This window comes from Collimonas sp., assembly GCF_039923675.1.
Taxonomy (GTDB): Bacteria; Pseudomonadota; Gammaproteobacteria; order Burkholderiales; family Burkholderiaceae_D; genus Collimonas.
In genome coordinates this window covers 22,276-41,993 of record NZ_JBDTCG010000090.1, presented here as the reverse complement: position 1 = coordinate 41,993, position 19,718 = coordinate 22,276, and the positions used below count along the sequence as shown (strand labels likewise).

Genomic DNA, 19,718 nt, shown 5'->3' with positions numbered 1-19,718 from the left:
CACCATTGTCATTTTTTTGTCATGTGAATGCTGTCCGCCATGGCGTACATTCGTCCTCGTCATGTCACTCTGTGCTGTAGCAACCTGCATTTCTAAAGAACGGATTCTGCAGCGCAAAAAAACTGAGTGTCTCTTTGTAAGATTTGGCACTCAGGAACGACTAAATATCTGAACGCAACCTTGATGGGTAAAACATGATCCTGCTTCTATTGGTTTTTCTCGGCGGCGTACTGACCATACTCAGTCCATGCATCTTGCCGGTGCTCCCTTTTGTTTTCGCTCGCGCGGAACAGCCGTTCCTGCGCGCCGGCTTACCGATGCTGGCGGGTATGGCGGTGACCTTCGCCGCAGTCGCCTCATTGGCGGCAGTAGGGGGAGCATGGGCCGTACACGTCAACCAATACGGGCGCGTCCTGGCGTTGATTCTTCTTTCGGCATTTGCACTGACGTTGCTGTCCAAGCGGCTGGCTGATTTCATCGCCAGGCCTTTTGTTTCCGTTGGAAACCGGCTGGTCGATGGCGCTTCCGGCGGCGGAAGCGAAGCCAGCCCGTCACGTTCGTTTTTGCTGGGCATCGCTACCGGCCTGCTATGGGCTCCTTGCGCCGGCCCTATTCTTGGCCTGGTACTGACAAGCGCCGCCATCTCCGGTCCGAATACACATACTTCACTCTTGCTGTTTGCCTACGCGGCAGGCGCCGCCACGTCGCTCGCCGCGGCGCTGCTGATCGGCGGACGGCTGTTCACGTTGATGAAGAAATCCCTTGGCGCCGGCGAATGGATTCGCCGTGGTTTCGGCATGGCGATCTTGTTGGCAGTGGTGGTTATCGCCGCCGGATGGGATACCGACGTACTCACGCGGCTATCACTCAATAGCACCAATCGCCTGGAGCAATCCTTGATCGCGCGCATCAAACCGGAACAGACAGAAAATGCGCCGCTGGCAATGCACGCCGCAGGAGCCAAAGACGATGCTGCACCGGAAGGTAATTTGCCGAACCTCGCGGGCGCGACGGCCTGGTTGAATTCGGAACCGTTGACCCCGCAGGCCTTGCGCGGCAAGGTCGTGCTAATCGATTTCTGGACCTACTCTTGCATTAATTGTCTGCGCACGCTGCCGTATGTCAAAACCTGGAACGACAAGTACAAAGATGCGGGCCTGGTAGTGATCGGCGTGCATGCACCCGAGTTCGCTTTTGAGAAACAATTGAAAAACGTACTGAACGCCGTGCATGAATTGGGGGTATCTTATCCGGTCGCTCTGGACAACAACTTCAGCATCTGGCAAGCCTTCAATAACCAATACTGGCCGGCACACTATTTCGTCGACGCCCAGGGCAAGATTCGCGGCCATCATTTCGGCGAAGGAAATTATGACGAATCGGAGCAACTGATCCGCAAGCTGCTGGTGGAAGCCGGCGCCAAGAATTTGCCTGCTGCCGATACCCCGGTCAAGGCCAGCGGCATCCAGGTTGCGGCCGACAACGCTGACATGCAGTCGCCGGAGACCTACGTAGGTTATGCGCGTGCCGAGAATTTTGCAGCAACGCCGAACCTGCAAGCCGACAAGGCGACCGGCTATACGCTACCGGCAACTCTGGCGCTTAACCAGTGGGGCCTGCAAGGAAACTGGCAGGCGGACAAGGAAAAGGCGATGCTGGCCGGTGCGACGGGCAAGATCGACTTCCGCTTTTATGCACGCGATCTGCATCTGGTGATCGGACCGGGCGCGGATGGCAAGCCGGTGCGATTCCGCGTTTTGCTGGATGGCCAGGCTCCGGCGGAGGCGCACGGCGTCGATACCGATGCGAATGGCAACGGCACCGTGCATGAACAACGCCTGTATCAATTGATCCGGCAATCGAAGGATGTGCGAGTGCACACCTTCTCCATCGAATTTCTCGACAGCGGCGCGCAGGCGTTCGCCTTTACTTTCGGCTAGGAGCCATCATGTCAATCTCATCCATCAAATCGAAAACCGGCGCCGCACTGCCGCGTCGCACCGTAATCAAGTATGGCCTGGGCATGCTGGCGCTGAGCGGCGTACTCGGCCGGGTCGCGGCTGGCAGCCTGTCCGGCCCCAATCAAAGCGCGGAAGTCACGATCGACCTGTTCCTGCCGTCCGGCAAAATCGACAAGACCGTGAGGCTGCCCAAGCTGGTCAAAACGGATGCCGTCTGGCGCCAGCAATTGTCCGAGATAGCCTATCAGGTCGCGCGCAAGGCCGGAACCGAACGGCCCTACACCGGCAAGGATTGGAACAATCACAAGGATGGCCTGTATCGCTGCATCTGCTGCGGTACCGCAGTGTTCGATTCGAAGACCAAGTTTGAGTCTGGCACAGGCTGGCCCAGTTTCTGGCAGCCGATTTCGGCGACCAATATCATTACCGATGCCGACAGCAGCTTCGGCATGACGCGCACGGCGATTGCGTGCCGCCTGTGCGATGCGCATCTGGGCCATGTGTTCGACGACGGCCCAAAACCAACCGGGCTGCGCTATTGCATGAATTCAGCCTCGATGCGGTTTGTAGCGCGTGCATAGCGAAGTCAGCACCGAATGACGCGCGTTCAGCGCAAAGGCTGAGAAGAATATAAAAAAAATCGAATGAGGACTATGTACCTGGAAGGTGATACCGACGCTATACATAAACCTGCTGGGCAACGTAGAATGAAAAAGCAAAAAAGCCCGCATTTACGCGGGCTTTGAGGCATTTTCTACTTCTGTATGCTTACCAGTGCTAGACGTCTAATCATTCCCACTCAATCATCAATTAGGCTGTAACAGCCAGCATTCCCGCTGCATTTCAGGTGAGTATTTTGGTGAATACCATGAAAAATACCATTCCCCAAAAAGACAGCTACATCCGTGCAGCAAGTATTATCCTGCTAGTTCGGAAAACCTCAAATCTTCAATGGGCACGATCAATTAAGTGGCTAATAGAACGGGGATTCCAAGAGCTGGTATATAGCGTTGGCCAGCCATTCCAAATTTGATTCGTATTGTTTTGTTCAAATTCCACACTCCTAGATCACGATGATGTTCCATCCACTCTCGGTAAGAGCTTGCATGTGTTTGTCGTCTCGAATGGCGTTCCCCTCAAATTTCCTAACCCATTTCTCCCGATTTGCTCCAGGCATAGTCGCGTATCTACATACTGAATGTTGATGCCAAAAACAGCCATGCACAAATATGTCACTTACATCCAGACATTCCGTCTCTTAGCGCTAAAGAAAACACATAGTAACTTTCGTTCCGATTTTCATCGGACATGAATTCGATACTCCCGAGGACTCCTCTTTTGCAATAATCTTCGCCATGAAAGTCGTTATCGTAGATAGATCTAATATCACTGTGGTAAATCCAGCCATTTTTTAAAAGTTGTTCTCTGTAATGATATAAAACCTTTTCTTGCGGCACGCGCGCAAGATATTTCGTAGCCATTGACAGTACACCGATTTTGTCAGTTATCTTTAGGTCATAGGAATAGCCTTCCGGAAAAGGTTGAATCCTATGAAATTCGGACAGAATTTCTTCCCGAACTGCTTTATCCGCACCTAACTTCGGTCCAAACAATAAAAGCAAACTCCAGGCAGCGAAAATACCAATGACCCAAAAATACCAAATACGCAGACGCTCATCATCGCCAATATTATTGGGCGCCTCAGAGGAAAAGAAAAACCGTCGCCACTTCATTATTCACCCCTGATCTCTTTTATATTTTTTTGCCGTAAATTGTCGCGCCACCCTAGCCAATTCCGACTTGAATAATCTCTTATAAATCAAAGATGCAATTACAATCAGTACCATGAACACAGAAGATCACATGGCATGGTATCAAGGATAACTCATGGCATCTGACTGGACAACACCATCAGATATACCATCTGAAATTGGTATTTCGCATACGTTAGCGTGCCAGTCAACGCCGAATCGAAAAAGCAAAAAAGCCCGCATTTGCGCGGGCTTTCAAGCATTCTCTATTTTAAGTGCTAGCGAGTGCCGGACCTCAGGTCACTCCCACTCAATAGTCGCAGGCGGCTTGCCCGAGATATCGTAAACCACCCGATTAATCCCGCGCACTTCATTAATGATCCTGTTTGATACGCGCCCCAGCAATTCATGCGGCAGATGCGCCCAATGCGCTGTCATGAAATCCTGCGTCTGCACGGCACGCAAGGCCACTACATATTCGTAAGTGCGGCCATCGCCCATCACGCCGACCGATTTCACCGGCAGGAAAACCGCAAACGCCTGGCTGGTCTTGTCGTACCAGGATTCGTCGGCGTCGTCCTTGGTGTTGCGCAGCTCTTCGATGAAGATGGCGTCGGCGCGGCGCAGCAGATCGGCGAATTCTTTTTTTACTTCGCCGAGGATGCGCACGCCGAGGCCCGGGCCCGGGAACGGATGGCGATATACCATCGAATGCGGCAGGCCGAGCGCTACGCCCAGCTTGCGGACTTCATCCTTGAACAGTTCGCGCAGCGGTTCCAGCAGCTTCAGGTTCAGGGTTTCCGGCAAGCCGCCGACGTTGTGGTGGCTCTTGATGGTGTGCGCGGCGTTCTTGCCTTTACCGGCGCTTTCGATGACGTCCGGGTAAATCGTCCCTTGCGCCAGCCATTTTGCATTCTGCAGCTTGGCGGATTCGGCCTGGAATACTTCGACGAATTCGCGGCCGATGATCTTGCGCTTGGCTTCGGGATCGGTGACGCCTGCCAGGTGGCCCATGAACTGCGCCTCGGCGTCGACGCGGATCACCTTGACGCCGAGGTTTTCTGCAAACATTTCCATGACCATCTTGCCTTCGTCGAGGCGCAGCAGCCCGTGGTCGACGAATACGCAAGTCAGCTGGTCGCCGATGGCGCGGTGGATCAGGGCGGCGGCAACACTGCTGTCAACGCCGCCGGAGAGGCCCAGGATCACTTCGTCGCTACCGACCTGCTTGCGGATAGACTCCACTGCTTCGGCGATGTAGTCCGGCATGTTCCAGTCCGGTTTGCAACCGCAGATATCGAGCACGAAACGGCTCAGGATCGCTTCGCCTTTGACGGTATGAGTGACTTCCGGATGGAATTGCACCGCATAGAATTTGCGTTCGTCGTCGGCCATGCCGGCGATCGGACAGTTCGGGGTGGATGCCATCAGTTTGAAGCCTGGCGGCATGTGCTCGACCTTGTCGCCGTGGCTCATCCAGACCTTCAGCATGGCATGCGATTCCGGCGTGACGAAATCGCTGATGCCTTCCAGCAGCGCAGTGTGGCCACGGGCGCGCACTTCAGCGTAACCGAACTCGCGGACCTTGCCCATCTCAACCTTGCCGCCCAGTTGTTCGGCCATGGTTTGCATGCCGTAGCAGATGCCGAATACCGGCACGCCCAGCTCGAACACCGCTTGCGGGGCACGCGGGGTGTCGCCGTCGGTGACGCTGTTCGGGCCGCCCGACAGGATCACACCGGAAGCGCCGTAGCCGCGGATGAATTCATCGGACACATCGTAAGGATACACTTCGGAAAACACGCCAGCGTCGCGCACGCGCCGTGCGATCAATTGGGTAACCTGGGAGCCGAAATCGAGGATGAGGATTTTTGAGTGCATGATGGATGCCTGGTAGCGGATTTAGCAAAAAATAAGAATCTTTAAAGTGCGCGCGCCACCGATAGCATGACCATCGGTGGCGCGTTCCCGTGACAGAATCAAACCCTATCAGTCGGTGCGATAGTTCGGCGCTTCCTTGGTAATCTGGACGTCATGGACATGCGATTCGCGCATGCCGGCTGAAGTGATTTCCACGAATTCCGCTTTTTCGCGCAACTCGTCGATCGTCGCGCAACCGCAATAACCCATGGAAGAACGCACGCCGCCGACCAGTTGATACAGGATCGTCAGGACGCTGCCCTTGTAGGGGACGCGGCCTTCGATACCTTCAGGAACGAACTTGTCAGCCTTGTTGGCGGAATCCTGGAAATAGCGGTCAGCGGAACCGTCCGACATCGCGCCAAGGCTACCCATGCCGCGATACGACTTGTAGCTGCGGCCCTGGAACAGGATCACTTCGCCCGGCGCTTCTTCGGTGCCGGCGAACATGCTGCCCATCATCACGGTCGAAGCGCCGGCGGCCAAGGCCTTGGCGATGTCGCCAGAGAAGCGGATACCGCCGTCGGCGATACATGGAATGCCCGTGCCCTTGAGCGCTTGCGCCACATTAGCGATGGCGGAAATCTGCGGCACGCCGACGCCGGCCACGATGCGCGTGGTGCAGATAGAACCAGGACCGATGCCGACCTTGACGCCGTCGGCGCCATGATCAGCCAGCGCCTTGGCGGCGGCGGCTGTAGCGATATTGCCGCCGATGACTTCCACTTGCGGGAAATTCTGCTTGACCCACTTGACGCGATCCAGCACGCCCTTGGAATGACCGTGTGCGGTATCGACCACGATGACGTCGACGCCGGCTTTGACCAACAGCTCGATGCGTTCTTCGTTATCGGCGCCGACGCCGACCGCAGCGCCTACGCGCAGCTTGCCCTGGCTGTCCTTGGAGGCCAGCGGGTGCGATGTCGATTTCTGGATATCCTTGACCGTGATCAGGCCGCGCAATTCAAACGCGTCATTGACCACCATCACACGTTCCAAACGGTGCTTGTTCATCAGGCGCTTGGCTTCCGACAGGTCGGCGCCGTCCTTGACATAGACCAGCTTGTCGCGCGGCGTCATCTTGGCGCTGACTTCCGCATCCAGCTCTTCTTCGAAGCGCAGGTCGCGATTGGTGATGATGCCGACCAGGCGGTTACCCTCGACCACCGGGAAGCCGCTGATGCCGTGCAATTCTGACAAGGCCATCACTTCGCGGATCCGCATGTTGGGCGGAATCGTGATCGGATCACGTACCACACCAGACTCGAAACGCTTGACGCGAGAGACTTCGCGCGCCTGTTCTTGCGCGGTCAGGTTCTTGTGAATAATACCGATGCCACCCTCTTGCGCCATGGCGATAGCCAAACGCGCTTCGGTCACGGTATCCATCGCAGCCGACAACAACGGAATGTTGATATCGATATTGCGGGACAGACGTGTTTTGAGGGTGGTGTCTTTGGGGAGGACGTCCGAGTAAGCCGGAACCAACAGCACATCATCGAACGTGAGTGCTTTTTGAAGTAGACGCATAGTTTTTCCTATAGGCGCAAAACCGAATTATACAGAAATCCGCGCAAGTCGCCTAACGCTGCATGATTTTACGCAGCAACAGATAAAATATTTCCACAAGGCACCATCGTTTTATTGACACGCTGTGCGAATCATGGCGAAATCTGCGCTTCGATCCGACAAACACCAATCCGGTTTACCGCCTCAAGGAATAGCAATGAATGCAATTCGTCCGAAACACGTTTTTTCCACCGCTGCAGCTTTGGTCTTGCTGAGCCTGGCCACCTCTGCCCTGGCGCAATTTGTGTGGCTGGACGAAAAGGGGGTGAAACAATACTCAGACATGCCGCCGCCGGCCTCGGTGCCGAGCAAGCGGATTCTCAAGACGCCGGGCCAGAGTCTGCCGCGCGGCGTCGCTGAAGCCAGCGATAGCACCACTGACGGTGCGCCAGATGCGAAAGCGGCGCCGGCGGCGCCGCCGACGATCGCGGAGCAGGATGCCGCATATCAAAAGCGCAAGGCCGAGCAGGCGGAAAAGAGCAAGAAAGCTGCCCAGGAGGCCAAGCAAGCATCGGACAAGGCGGAAAATTGCGCCCGTGCCCGCGCCAATCAGCGCACCCTGGATTCAGGCACCCGTATCGCCCAGACCGACGCCAGTGGCCAACGTTCCTACATGAATGATGATCAGCGCGCGAAACAAAATGCGGACAACCGGCAAGTGCTGAACGACTGTCAATAAGCCAGCAAATGAGAATAGAAAGCCCGCTGCCCTAGCGGGCTTTTTTGTCGGCGCGCTTGCGCCTTGATTCCATCGGATCGGCGATCAGCGGGCGATAAATTTCGATCCGGTCTTGGTCGCGCAGCACCGTATCCAATGTCTTCAGCTTGCCGTAGATACCGACGCGCCAGCAACTGAGGTCGATTTCACGCATTTGCTCCAGCAGGCCGCTGCGCTTGATGCCATCGTGCAGCAAGGTTCCCGCCGGCACTGACAACTTTTTCAGAGCCTGGATTGCGGGGGTTGCGTAACAGACCTGTATCTGTATCATCTGCCCGTCCGCTACGTCCGCCTTGGCCACGTTCTCACTCATGGTGGCCATACACCGCGTCGGCGCGCTTGCAGAAGGAATCGACGAAGCTGTTGGCGATCATGCCGAATACCGGGCCAATCAGCTTTTCCAGGATCCGATTGGAAAACTCGTAGTGCAAGTCGAATTCGATCTTGCAGGCGTCGGCGCGCAACGCCTTGAAACTCCAATTGCCGTCGAGTTGCTTGAACGGCCCTTCGACCAGGCGCATCTGCATCGCGCCGGGCGGCGTGTTGGTGTTTTCAGTAGTGAACGATTGCTTGATACCGTGGTAATGTATGTTGAGTGTCGCCACCAGCTTGTCGGCATCGCGTTCATGCACGTCCACCCCGCCGCACCACGGCAGGAATTGCGGGTAGTCTTCGACCCGATCGACCAGCGCAAACATCTGCTCTGCGCTGTACCCCAAAAGTACCGTTTTATGCACTACTGCCATTGAATATCAACCGTTTGATAGAATCACAACTTGAAATTTTAACCGACCTGCGCGATTTTCCTAATACATGAGCATTATTGACAACAAAAAAGTCTTCCACGACTACTTCATTGAAGAGCGTTTCGAAGCAGGCATGGAACTGCACGGCTGGGAAGTAAAAGCCATCCGCGCCGGCCGCGCCAACTTGAAAGAGGCCTACGTCATTGTCCGCAACGGCGAAATCTACCTGTTCGGCGCCCACATCAGCGCCCTCCTCAGCGCCTCCAGCCACGTCCATCCGGAAGCGGTGCGCACCCGCAAGCTGCTGCTGCACGCCGAGGAAATCAAGAAACTAATCGTCAAGGTAGAGCGTTCCGGCTACACGCTGGTGCCGATCAACCTGCACTATCTGCGCGGCCGCATCAAATGCGAGATCGGCTTGGCCAAGGGTAAGAAGCAACACGACAAGCGCGATACCGAGCGCCAGCGCGATGGAGAGCGCGAGGTGCAGGCGGCAATGAAACAGCATCGGCGCTAAACACGCGCGAAAATCGTCGGCAAAAAGAACTGCGCCCCGGCGGAAATGTATTCCGCCGGGGCGCAGTTCTTTTGTGCAGCTTTCTGGCTATGCGCTTAAGACTTGGGTTGAGACTTCACAACTTGCATGGCAGTAGCAATCAAACCGCTGATATCACCCATATTGGCCGGCACGATGATCGAGTTATTTGTTTTTGCCAATTGACCGAACGCCGCGACATACTGCTCGGCCACTTTCAGATTCACCGCGTCCGAACCACCTGGCGACTGGATCGCCGCGGCCGTCTTGCGGATCGCTTCAGCGCTGGCTTCGGCAATCGACAGGATCGCAGCAGCCTGACCCTGGGCACGGTTGATGGAAGCCTGTTTTTCACCTTCCGACTTGGCGATCGAGGCTTCGCGTTCACCGGTAGCGATATTGATCTGTTCCTGTTTGCGCCCTTCCGAAGCAGCGATCAGCGCCCGCTTCTCACGCTCCGCGGTAATCTGCGCCTGCATCGCATGCAAGATTTCCTTCGGCGGCGTCAAATCCTTGATTTCATAACGCAGAACCTTGACGCCCCAGTTCGAGGCCGACTCGTCAATAGCGTTGACGATCGCGGTATTGATATGATCGCGCTCTTCAAAAGTCTTATCCAGTTCCATCTTGCCGATGACCGAGCGTAAAGTAGTTTGCGCCAATTGCGAGATTGCAGAGATATAGTTGGAAGAGCCGTAGGAAGCCAGTTTCGCATCAGTAATTTGGAAATACAAAATACCATCGACCTGCAATTGCGTGTTATCGCGGGTAATGCAAACCTGCGGCGGCACATCCAGCGGGATTTCTTTCAGGACGTGCTTGTAGGCGACGCGGTCGATGAACGGCACCACAATGCTCAGGCCCGGCCCAAGAGTCGCATGATATTTGCCCAGGCGCTCGACCACCCACGCATGCTGCTGCGGTACCACTTTGATCGTCTTGGCGATAAATATGATGACGATCACCAGCAAGACTAACGAGACGCTTCCAAACATGATTTTTCCTTTTGAATTAAGAACAGAGTCAGTCGCCGGAGGCGAAAGGCGTTCTAGTGCAGATCGGGGCTATTGCCGAGAATCAGGCGGCTGCCGCGTATTTCCTGGATAAAAAACAAGCCAGCCTGGGCCGTTGCTGCCGGCGCCAGTTCAACGTCCCACAGCGCCCCGCGATATTTGACGCGCGCGGTGAACTCGCCGCCTGCGCCATCGGTAGCACTGTTATGCTGCCACTGATCGACCGTGATCGACTGGCCGATATCCAGGTTGACGTTGGGATCGCGTTCAGCCTTGACCTTCGACTGCTTGCCGAAGCGGCTGCGCCGCAACAGGTAGGTAGCCACCAGTGCCACCACGGCAGCGACCAACAGCTGCCACTCAACGTCCAGGCCGATCAGCGCGGCGACGCCGCCAACGGCCAGGCCAATCGCCACCATCAAAAGATATAAAGTGGTAGTGGCCAGCTCCGCCACGATCAACACGCCTGCCGCCAACATCCACATCACCCATCCAGACATAGGTCGCTTTCCGTTATGTAGAACACATAGTGTAATCCAATTGATAAATAAACACGTAATTACTTGGGATTAATCTTACGCGGATTTGCAGCGGCAACACTGTCTTTCGTTTAGCGAAATGCTATGCTCCGATCTCGCCCACTGGCACAGCGCTTCATCCGGGCCGCTTTCATTCAAAAAACATGAACACGATTAATCTCATTCAGCAAGCCTACAAGGATTTCCAAAATGGAGATCCCGCACGTGCCGAACGTTCCCTGAAAAACATCCTGCAAAACCAGCCGGCGAACTTTGACGCCTTGCATATCCTGGGCGTGATTTACGCCGCCACCGGCCAGCGTCCGCAGGCGATTGACCTGTTCCAGAAAGCCCTGACGCTGGCCCCGGACAATGTCTCGCTGCACTACAAACTGGCCCGGGTACAGTTCGAGTCGGGTGAATTCGACGCCGCTCTGCGCGCTTATGAACGCATCCTTTCCCTGGGCTATATCAAACCTGAGATCCTGCTGGCCAAGACGGTGGTCCTGATCAATCTGCAGCGTTATCAGGACGCTTCGGATTGCCTTGACCAGGCGTTGGTGCAATGGCCGGATTATGCCGAAGGCTGGGCTCACAAGGGGGCGCTCTGGTATCAGTTGCAGCACTATGAAGAAGCGCTGGCTTGCTGGTCCAAAGCGCTAGCGCTGCAGCCGTCGATGGCGGACGGCTGGTACAAGAAAAGCTTGGCGCTGGACAAGCTGGAGCGCTATTCCGATGCACTGGCTTGCGCCGATCGCGCCATATCCCTGACGCCGGACAACCCGGTGTATCGGATGGATCGTGCTGTCATCCTGCATAAACTGGGGCGCTATGCCGAAGCCCTGAGCGACCATGAAAAGGGCCTGTCGCTGGCGCCGGATAATGCTGAAGCCTGGGGCGACCACGGCCTGACCCTGAGCCGGATGAAGCGTCATGAGCAGGCGCTCGCCAGCTACAACCGTGCACTTGATCTGCAGAGCGGCTACGCCGACGTACTCTCCAACCAGTCGCTGTCGCAACTGGTGCTGGGGCAATTCGACGCCGGCTGGCAAAGTTATGAGTACCGCTGGAAAAAGGGCAATGCCGATGTGCCGCGTCATGCTGAAATCCCACTGTGGCTGGGGTTGCAGTCGATCCGCGGCAAGCGGATTTTACTGTGGTCGGAACAGGGCTTGGGCGACACCATACAATTTTGCCGCTATGCGCCGCTGGTCGCGGCGCTCGGGGCCGAGGTCATTCTTGAAGTCGACCCCAGCCTGAAAACCATCGCTCAAACCATGGGCGAATTCCAGGTCATCGCCATCGGCGAGAACGCGCCGCTAGCGGACTATCAGACGCCGTTGATGAGTCTGCCGTTAGTCTTCAAAACCGATCTTACCAATATTCCGGCCCCTTCCGCCTACTTCCGTGCGGACAGCAGGAAGAAATCAAGCTGGAGGGATAGGCAGGATTCCAGCAACGGCAAATTGAAAATCGGCCTGGTTTGTTCCGGTAATCCGAGCAACACCAACGATCAAAGACGCTCCATGCCGTTACAGGATCTCGCACCGATACTGCAATCCAAGGCCGCCGATTTTTTCCTCATACAAAAAGAGGTCAGGGAAAGCGATCTCGAATTCCTGCAACGAACTCCGAACCTGCGGTTGCCTGCGACCGACATCGACGGCTTTGACGATACCGCCGCCATCATTGCCAATCTCGACTTGGTGATCAGCGTGGATACTTCCATCGCGCACCTGAGCGGCGCGCTCGGCGTTCCTGTATGGATTCTCTTGCCGTGGGTGCCGGAGTGGCGCTGGCTGCTGGATCGGGAAGACAGTCCCTGGTATCCCAGCGCCAGATTGTTCAGGCAAGACGAGGCCGGAAACTGGCAAGACGTTATTAAACGGGTCACTGAGGCGTTGAATGATTTTATAAATGTATTACCCAAAACCAGCTAAAGATAAAGTGTTCATTTGACAATTCATCAATATTACATGAGAGTGAAGAATACTTGACTTAAGTATCCAATTGGATACAGCACTCCGTGTTCGAGATTTCGCTCTTCGATATATTCAAAGACTGGCTTCATGATTTACGCGACCAACAAGCAAAGGCCAGGATTCTGAGCCGTATCAGATCTGCCGGCTTCGGCAATCTTGGCGACGTTGAAGCGGTGGACGAAGGCATCAGCGAACTACGCATACATACCGGTCCCGGCTACCGCGTCTATTTCATCCGGCGCGGCAAAACCTTGATACTTCTTCTGGTGGGTGGCGACAAATCCACGCAGAAAAAAGACATCGAATTAGCCAAGAAAATGGCGAGATCACTGAAGGAATGAAGCATGAAAACAGCATTTTCCCCATTCGACGCGGCAGACTTTCTTGATAACGACGAAGTCATCGCGGCCTATCTTACCGAGGCGCTGGCCGACGATAATCCCGACGTGTTTATCGCCGCGCTTGGCGATGTCGCGAAGGCGCGCGGCATGTCGCAGATCGCCAAGGATGCCAAGCTTGGCCGCGAAAGCTTGTACAAGGCGCTCGCCCCCCGGCGCCAAGCCGCGTTTTGAAACCATCGCCAAACTGATCAACTCGCTCGGCGTCAAGATCGCTATCGTGCCCAATGTCAATGCAGAGGCAAGCACGCTGTCATAAGCCATAAAACGCATCCGGCTTCTCACATAAAAAAACCTCCCTGCTTGGATTCAAGTAGGGAGGTTTTTTATTCTGGTTGCAACACCGGGATGCTGCAACCGGCGCAAGACTTACTGCGCTGCCGCCAGCTTCTGCCAGGTATCGATCACCGAATCAGGATTCAGGGAAATCGATTCAATCCCCTGCTTCATCAGCCATTCGGCAAAATCCGGATGGTCTGAAGGGCCCTGGCCACAAATGCCGACGTACTTGCCCTTGGCGATACACGTCGCAATGACTTTTTCGAGCAAGGCCAGGATGGCCGGATCGCGCTCGTCGAAATCAGCTGCCAGCAATTCCATGCCGGAATCGCGGTCCAGGCCCAAAGTCAACTGGGTCAGGTCGTTGGAGCCGATCGAGAAGCCGTCGAAAAACTCCAGAAACTGCTCGGCCAGGATTGCATTCGACGGCACTTCGCACATCATGATCACGCGTAAATCGTTCTCGCCGCGCACCAGGCCGTTCTTGCCCAGCAAATCGATGACCTTCTCCGCTTGTCCCAGGGTCCGCACGAAAGGCACCATGATCTCGACGTTGGTCAGGCCCATGTCGTTACGCACCCGCTTCATGGCCTGGCATTCCATTTCGAACGCTTCGGCGAAATCGCTAGCCAGGTAACGGGCTGCGCCACGGAAACCGAGCATCGGATTTTCTTCGTCCGGCTCGTAACGCGAACCGCCGATCAGTTTCTTGTACTCGTTCGACTTGAAGTCGGACAGGCGCACGATGACTTTCTTCGGCCAGAACGCGGCAGCGATGGTGGCGATCCCTTCAGCCAGCTTGTCGACATAGAATGCCTTCGGCGATGCATGGCCGCGGGCGACCGATTCGACCGCCTTTTTCAGGTCGGCATCGATGTTCGGATATTCCAGGATCGCGCGCGGATGAACGCCGATGTTGTTGTTGATGATGAATTCCAGGCGCGCCAGGCCAACGCCGCCGTTCGGAATCGACTGGAAGTCGAAAGCCAGTTGCGGGTTACCGACGTTCATCATGATTTTCAACGGCAACGCAGGCAGTTCGCCGCGCGCCACTTCGGAGACTTCGGTTTCCAGCAGGCCGTCGTAGATCTTGCCCTCGTCGCCTTCGGCGCAAGACACTGTCACCAGCGTGCCGTCTTTCAGCACGTCGGTAGCGTCGCCGCAACCGACCACCGCAGGTACGCCCAGCTCACGCGCGATAATCGCCGCATGGCAGGTACGGCCGCCACGGTTGGTGACGATGGCCGAAGCGCGCTTCATCACCGGCTCCCAGTTAGGATCGGTCATGTCGGCTACCAGCACGTCGCCCGGCTGCACTCTTTCCATTTCGGAGGCATCGTGAATCACGCGTACCCGGCCGGCGCCGATTTTCTGGCCGATGGCACGACCATGCGTCAGCAAGTTGCCGGTACCCTTGAGTTTGAAACGCTGCTGTGCATCGCTGGCTTTTTCCTGCGACTTCACGGTTTCCGGACGCGCTTGCAAAATGTATAGCTTGCCGTCGCGGCCATCCTTGCCCCATTCGATATCCATCGGCCGCTCATAGTGCTTCTCGATGATGGTGGCGTATTTGGCCAGTTCGACGATTTCGGTATCGTTCAACGAATAGCGATTGCGCAGTTCGATCGGCACATCGACTGTCTTGACGGAGCGGCCAGCCTTTGCTTCACCGGTGAACTCCATCTTGATCAGCTTGGAGCCGATATTGCGGCGGATGATCGGCAGCTTGCCTTGTTCCAGCATCGGCTTGTGGACATAGAATTCATCCGGATTGACTGCGCCCTGCACCACTGTTTCACCCAGGCCGTAGCTGGAGGTGATGAAGACCACATCCTTGAAGCCGGATTCGGTATCCAGGGTGAACATGACGCCGGCGGCGCCGACATCGGAACGCACCATGCGCTGCACGCCGGCCGACAACGCCACTTCGGCGTGGGTGAAGCCTTTATGCACGCGATAGGAAATAGCGCGGTCGTTATACAAGGACGCGAACACGTGTTTCATCGCTTCCAGCACGTTGTCGATGCCGACCACGTTGAGGAAGGTTTCCTGTTGACCGGCAAATGACGCATCCGGCAAATCTTCAGCGGTCGCCGAAGAACGCACGGCGAACGACATCTCGCTGGCGGAATCTGCCACCAGGCGCTTGTAGAACTCGTTGATTTCCTGTTCCAGGCGCGGCTGGAACGGGGTTTCGACGATCCATTGGCGGATCTCGGCGCCGGCTTGCGCCAGAGCCCGTACGTCTTCAATATTCAGCGTGACCAGGCGCTCGGCAATACGGTCGGCCAAAGCCGGACCGCCATCTACACTATGCGACAAGAAGTCGCGGAATGCCTGTGCTGTAGTAGCAAAGCCGCCCGGCACCCGGACTCCGGCGCCGGCCAGCTGGCTGATCATTTCACCCAGCGATGCGTTTTTGCCGCCGACGGATTCGACATCCGTCATCCGCAGATTTTCAAAGGAGATGACGTAAGCCGCCCCCTGGGTAGCACCCATCTGTATTGCATTGGACATAACAACCTCTAGTTTGATGATAAGAAATCTTCACAATTGCCTTCGCCACCCTTGGCTTTTTGTTATTCTTCGTCAGGTGGATTTAGTCAGTTAGTTAAATATGCAGTTGGCTGCCATTTTATGCCAATTTAACGCCGAAAGGCGCACAAGGCTGCAAGCAACACACTGTAAGCTAGAGTCCTCGCTCTGTTAAAAGTTTCTGGACCATTCTGAGCGTTAGCGTGCTTTCGGGCTTCGCGGCACCCTTTGCGGGTTTCGTTTCTCTTATTTTATTGTTAATAATATTATGCATGATGCTGCTCCTGCCCCATTGGTCCCCGCCAATCGCACCGTATTCTTTGTCTCCGATGGCACCGGCATTACCGCCGAGACGTTCGGCCATTCGGTGCTGACCCAGTTCGAGCTGCGCTTCAAGCAGGTGCGCCTGCCATTCATCGACACACTGGACAAGGCTTACGAAGCAACGCGCAAGATCAACGAAGCGTTTGCGGCGGACGGCAAGCTGCCTATCGTTTTTTCGACGCTGGTGAAAGCCGATCTCTCAAAAGTGATCCAGCACGCCAAAGCCATGCATATGGACCTGATCCAGACCTTTGTCGAGCCATTGGAAAGAGAGCTGGGCGTCAAGTCGACCCACACCATCGGCCGTAGCCACAACACTGCCAACACCGACGAATACAAGAACCGGATCGAAGCCATCAACTTCTCGCTGGCGCACGATGATGGCCAGTCGCACAAGAACCTGGCGGATGCGGATGTGATCCTGGTAGGCGTCTCGCGCTCGGGAAAAACGCCGACCAGTCTCTACCTGGCGATGCAGTTTGGCGTCAAAGCGGCAAACTACCCACTGATTCCGGAAGATTTCGAACGTGACAAATTGCCAAGCGGCCTGTTGCCGTTCAAGCAAAAGATTTTCGGCCTGACCATTGCGGCGGATCGTTTGTCGGAAATTCGCAATGAACGCCGTCCGGGCAGCAAATACGCTGCGCTGACAAACTGCCGTTATGAAGTGAATGAAGCGGAAAAGATCATGCGGCGCGAGGGCATCCGCTGGATGTCGTCGACCACCAAGTCGATTGAAGAAATCGCGGCGACGATCTTGCAGGATATCAAGCCGGATATAAGGACGTTCTAAGCATCGGAGCTGCGGCGCAGCCAGGCAAGCTTACCGGCTTGCCTGGCGCAACTGTTCAAAGAAACACACCGCCGCTGCCGCTGCAACGTTTAACGACTCCATTTGGCCGCGATGCGGAATCACCAGTTGCCGGCTTGCCAGCTGCAGCAAGTCCTCGGCAACCCCCTGCCCTTCATGGCCGAACAGCCAAGCCAGCGATCCGCTGAGGTCGGCCTGGTAGATGCTTTGCGTCGCATACGAACTGGTGGCCAGCACCGGTATCCGCGCTGTCGAAATCAAGGCCGCCAGATCGACGCCCTCAAAAATATCCAGGATGAAATGGGCGCCCATACCGGCGCGCAAGACCTTGGGCGACCAGGCGGATGCGCTGCCTTCCGAACAATAGATTTGCTTGATGCCGGCGGCTGCGGCGCTGCGCAAGACCGAACCCAGATTTCCCGGATCCTGTAGATTGTCGAGCAACACCGCAGACTGCGCCAGCGTCGCCGGCACGGCGGTCTTCGGCGTTTCAATCACAAACAGCAGGCCGACTCCGTGTTCGACCTGGCTCAGGGCCCGATACTGCGCGTCCGGCAATACGATGCATTGCACGCCGTCGGCCTGGCATTGCCTGATCAGCGCCGCCGCCTCGTCGTGCGCCAGCGCAGCTTCACTGGCGACGCACAACACCGGCTTGCCGGCATGCTGCAAATACGCTTCCGCCAGATGGATCCCGTCCAGCAAGGTACGGCCGGCCTTACGGCGCGCCTGCGCGCTGGTTGCAAGCAGCTTTAATTCCTTGTACAAAGGATTGGCGGCGGAGGTGATGCTTTTCATCTGGATCATGCTTTCATTGCGCCAGAGCCGGCAACCAGCAAAGCCCGCACCGGCGCATACGATTTGCGGTGTACCGGCGAGACGCCGTGCAGGCGCAAGCGCTCCATATGCAACGCCGTCGGATAGCCTTTATGTTGATCGAAAGCATAATGCGGATATTGTTCATGCAATACCTGCAGCGCAGCGTCGCGCGCGGTCTTTGCCAGAATCGAGGCGGCCGATATGGCTTGTACCTTATCGTCACCCTTGATGATGGCTTCGGAGCGAATGCTCAGTACGGGGCAGCGATTGCCGTCGATCAGCGCCAGCGTCGGCAACATCGCCAGGCCTTCCACTGCGCGCTTCATGGCCAGCATGGTTGCCTGCAAAATATTGAGACTGTCGATCTCTGCTTCGGAACATTCTGCAATCGCCCACGCCAGCGCGTTGGCCTTGATTTGCTCCGCGAGCAGCTCGCGGCGCTCTGCCGTCAGCTTCTTGGAATCCCGCAGGCCGGTAATCGGCCGCGCCGGATCGAGTATGACGGCAGCTGCAAACACTGGCCCTGCCAACGGGCCGCGGCCGGCTTCATCGACGCCGCAAATGGTTTCGCCATCGTAGGAAAAGAGAGAGAGATCAGGATCGGATAAGGTCACGGCAAGGCAATTCAAAATAAGGTTGGCAAACCAGGCTCAGGCCGGCGAAAATCCGGGCACACGTTTATGCTGCTCGATCACTTGCAACACGGCTTGCGCGCTTTCGTTGGCGGTGTCGCGCAGCAAAGTGTGATGCATGTCGGTAAAGCGCTGGCGCAGCATCGCCTGGTGCGCCGGATCCTCCAACTGTTTCCAGAGTGCATCGGCCAGCGCCTGCGGCGTTGCATTGTGCTGCAACAGCTCGGGCACCAGGAATTCCCGCGCCAGGATGTTCGGCAAGCCGATCCATGGCTGGTAACTCATATGCCGCATGACTTCCCAACTGGCGCGCATCATTTTATAAGCGATCACCATGGGTTTCTTGTATAAGGCGACTTCCAGCGAAGCCGTGCCGGAGGCAACCAGCACCACATCGGCGGCGGCCATCGCCGTATGCGACTGGCCGTCCAGGATCTGGATAGGCAGATCCTGCAAATCTGCCTGCGCGATCAACTCGCTAAAGAACTTGCGCTGCTTTTCTCCCGCCATCGGCGCAATGAAGCGCATGCCTGGATCCCGCTGCGCCAGTATTCGGGCTGCTTGCACAAAGGCGATAGTGTTGTGCTTGAGCTCGCCCATGCGGCTGCCGGGCATGATCGCCACTACCCTGCCGTCGGCTGGCAAGCCAAGCGCGCTGCGCGCCGCGGCGATATCGGGCACCATCGGAATCACTTGCGCCAGCGGATGGCCGACATAGGTGACAGGAATCCCGGCCTTGCGATAAATCTCTGCTTCAAATGGAAAAATGACCAGCATGTGCGAGGCTGCACGTGCGATTTTCTTGATACGGCCACCGCGCCAGGCCCAGATCGAGGGGCCGATAAAATGGACGGTGGGAATGCCGCCCCGGCGCAACTGCTCTTCCAGGCCGAAATTGAAATCGGGCGCATCGACGCCGATAAAAACACTCGGTTTTTGCGCCAGCAAACGATCACGCAGGGAGTTCTGTATGCCCTTGAGTTCGCGATAGTGAGCAAGTACTTCGAACAAGCCGTTGACCGATAATTTTTCCATCGGCCAGTCGCTGACAAAACCGTACTCCGCCATCTTGGGACCGCCGATGCCGTACATGTGCGCATCGGGTAGATGCGGACGCAATCCCGACAAAAGACGGCTCGCCAGCAAATCGCCGGAGGACTCTCCGGCGACCATGGCAATTGATATATCGGCATTGATGCCCGCCATG

The 19,718-nt window shown here is 56.2% G+C and carries 19 protein-coding genes; 8 read left to right on the top strand and 11 right to left on the bottom strand.

What is annotated here, in order from left to right:
• Window positions 1–194 precede the first annotated feature (194 nt).
• Together ABI171_RS19645 and msrB are read left to right on the top strand one after the other, a co-directional pair.
• Window positions 195–1,940, top strand: a complete 1,746-nt coding sequence (locus ABI171_RS19645; RefSeq protein ID WP_348094224.1) for a cytochrome c biogenesis protein DipZ — start codon at window positions 195–197, stop codon at window positions 1,938–1,940.
• Between the two features lie 8 nt (window positions 1,941–1,948).
• Window positions 1,949–2,542 carry a peptide-methionine (R)-S-oxide reductase MsrB gene (gene msrB, locus ABI171_RS19640; RefSeq protein ID WP_348094223.1) on the top strand — a complete coding sequence of 198 codons (594 nt, stop codon included), beginning with the start codon at window positions 1,949–1,951 and terminating at the stop codon, window positions 2,540–2,542.
• 651 nt (window positions 2,543–3,193) lie between these two features.
• On the opposite strand, the gene ABI171_RS19635 is transcribed toward msrB, so the two are convergent.
• From ABI171_RS19635 to guaB, 3 genes are all read right to left on the bottom strand, one after another.
• Window positions 3,194–3,694 (bottom strand): hypothetical protein, encoded by a 501-nt coding sequence (locus tag ABI171_RS19635; protein ID WP_348094222.1) that lies wholly within the window; start codon window positions 3,692–3,694, stop codon window positions 3,194–3,196.
• A 318-nt stretch (window positions 3,695–4,012) separates the two neighbouring features.
• Complete coding sequence (gene guaA, locus ABI171_RS19630) at window positions 4,013–5,593, bottom strand: glutamine-hydrolyzing GMP synthase (RefSeq protein ID WP_348094221.1); 1,581 nt, start codon at window positions 5,591–5,593, stop codon at window positions 4,013–4,015.
• 108 nt (window positions 5,594–5,701) lie between these two features.
• Window positions 5,702–7,162, bottom strand: a complete 1,461-nt coding sequence (gene guaB / locus ABI171_RS19625) for an IMP dehydrogenase (RefSeq protein ID WP_348094220.1) — start codon at window positions 7,160–7,162, stop codon at window positions 5,702–5,704.
• Window positions 7,163–7,358: 196 nt separating this feature from the next.
• On the opposite strand from guaB, the gene ABI171_RS19620 reads away from it, so the two are divergent.
• Entirely contained in the window at window positions 7,359–7,880 is a 522-nt protein-coding gene (locus tag ABI171_RS19620; RefSeq protein WP_348094219.1) for a DUF4124 domain-containing protein, read from the top strand.
• A gap of 31 nt (window positions 7,881–7,911) precedes the next feature.
• Here the strand turns inward: ABI171_RS19620 and ABI171_RS19615 are convergent, their stop codons facing one another.
• Both ABI171_RS19615 and ABI171_RS19610 read right to left on the bottom strand, forming a co-directional pair.
• Complete coding sequence (locus ABI171_RS19615; RefSeq protein WP_348094218.1) at window positions 7,912–8,232, bottom strand: RnfH family protein; 321 nt, start codon at window positions 8,230–8,232, stop codon at window positions 7,912–7,914.
• Window positions 8,225–8,665, bottom strand: coding sequence for a type II toxin-antitoxin system RatA family toxin (locus ABI171_RS19610; RefSeq protein WP_348094217.1), 441 nt, complete (start codon window positions 8,663–8,665; stop codon window positions 8,225–8,227). Before ABI171_RS19610 ends, ABI171_RS19615 begins: the two co-directional genes overlap by 8 nt.
• 67 nt (window positions 8,666–8,732) lie before the next feature.
• On the opposite strand from ABI171_RS19610, the gene smpB reads away from it, so the two are divergent.
• Complete coding sequence (gene smpB / locus ABI171_RS19605; protein ID WP_348094216.1) at window positions 8,733–9,182, top strand: SsrA-binding protein SmpB; 450 nt, start codon at window positions 8,733–8,735, stop codon at window positions 9,180–9,182.
• Window positions 9,183–9,277: 95 nt separating this feature from the next.
• Here the strand turns inward: smpB and ABI171_RS19600 are convergent, their stop codons facing one another.
• Together ABI171_RS19600 and ABI171_RS19595 are read right to left on the bottom strand one after the other, a co-directional pair.
• Window positions 9,278–10,195: an SPFH domain-containing protein gene (locus tag ABI171_RS19600; RefSeq protein ID WP_348094215.1), complete on the bottom strand. Its 918-nt coding sequence runs from the start codon at window positions 10,193–10,195 to the stop codon at window positions 9,278–9,280.
• A 53-nt stretch (window positions 10,196–10,248) separates the two neighbouring features.
• The gene (locus ABI171_RS19595; protein WP_348094214.1) at window positions 10,249–10,713 is read right to left on the bottom strand and encodes an NfeD family protein; all 465 of its coding nucleotides are present in this window, start codon (window positions 10,711–10,713) and stop codon (window positions 10,249–10,251) included.
• 182 nt (window positions 10,714–10,895) lie between these two features.
• Here ABI171_RS19595 and ABI171_RS19590 point away from each other — a divergent pair, with 182 nt between their 5' ends.
• From ABI171_RS19590 to ABI171_RS19580, 3 genes are all read left to right on the top strand, one after another.
• Entirely contained in the window at window positions 10,896–12,671 is a 1,776-nt protein-coding gene (locus ABI171_RS19590; protein WP_348094213.1) for a tetratricopeptide repeat protein, read from the top strand.
• An 86-nt stretch (window positions 12,672–12,757) separates the two neighbouring features.
• Window positions 12,758–13,054, top strand: coding sequence for a type II toxin-antitoxin system RelE/ParE family toxin (locus tag ABI171_RS19585; protein ID WP_348094212.1), 297 nt, complete (start codon window positions 12,758–12,760; stop codon window positions 13,052–13,054).
• Between the two features lie 3 nt (window positions 13,055–13,057).
• Window positions 13,058–13,285, top strand: coding sequence for an addiction module antidote protein (locus ABI171_RS19580; RefSeq protein WP_348094211.1), 228 nt, complete (start codon window positions 13,058–13,060; stop codon window positions 13,283–13,285).
• 195 nt (window positions 13,286–13,480) lie between these two features.
• On the opposite strand, the gene ppsA is transcribed toward ABI171_RS19580, so the two are convergent.
• Window positions 13,481–15,838: a phosphoenolpyruvate synthase gene (gene ppsA, locus ABI171_RS19575; RefSeq protein ID WP_348094309.1), complete on the bottom strand. Its 2,358-nt coding sequence runs from the start codon at window positions 15,836–15,838 to the stop codon at window positions 13,481–13,483.
• 355 nt (window positions 15,839–16,193) lie between these two features.
• Between ppsA and ABI171_RS19570 the strand changes: the two genes are divergently transcribed.
• Window positions 16,194–17,042, top strand: a complete 849-nt coding sequence (locus tag ABI171_RS19570) for a pyruvate, water dikinase regulatory protein (RefSeq protein ID WP_348094210.1) — start codon at window positions 16,194–16,196, stop codon at window positions 17,040–17,042.
• 30 nt (window positions 17,043–17,072) lie between these two features.
• Here the strand turns inward: ABI171_RS19570 and ABI171_RS19565 are convergent, their stop codons facing one another.
• Genes ABI171_RS19565 through lpxB form a run of 3 tightly spaced genes read right to left on the bottom strand, consistent with a single transcriptional unit; the run spans window position 17,073 to window position 19,717 of the window.
• On the bottom strand, window positions 17,073–17,858 hold the full coding sequence (locus ABI171_RS19565) for an RNA methyltransferase (protein ID WP_348094308.1): 786 nt from the start codon (window positions 17,856–17,858) through the stop codon (window positions 17,073–17,075).
• 5 nt (window positions 17,859–17,863) lie between these two features.
• On the bottom strand, window positions 17,864–18,493 hold the full coding sequence (gene rnhB, locus ABI171_RS19560; RefSeq protein WP_348094209.1) for a ribonuclease HII: 630 nt from the start codon (window positions 18,491–18,493) through the stop codon (window positions 17,864–17,866).
• A gap of 36 nt (window positions 18,494–18,529) precedes the next feature.
• Entirely contained in the window at window positions 18,530–19,717 is a 1,188-nt protein-coding gene (gene lpxB / locus ABI171_RS19555) for a lipid-A-disaccharide synthase (RefSeq protein WP_348094307.1), read from the bottom strand.
• Window position 19,718 lies beyond the last annotated feature (1 nt).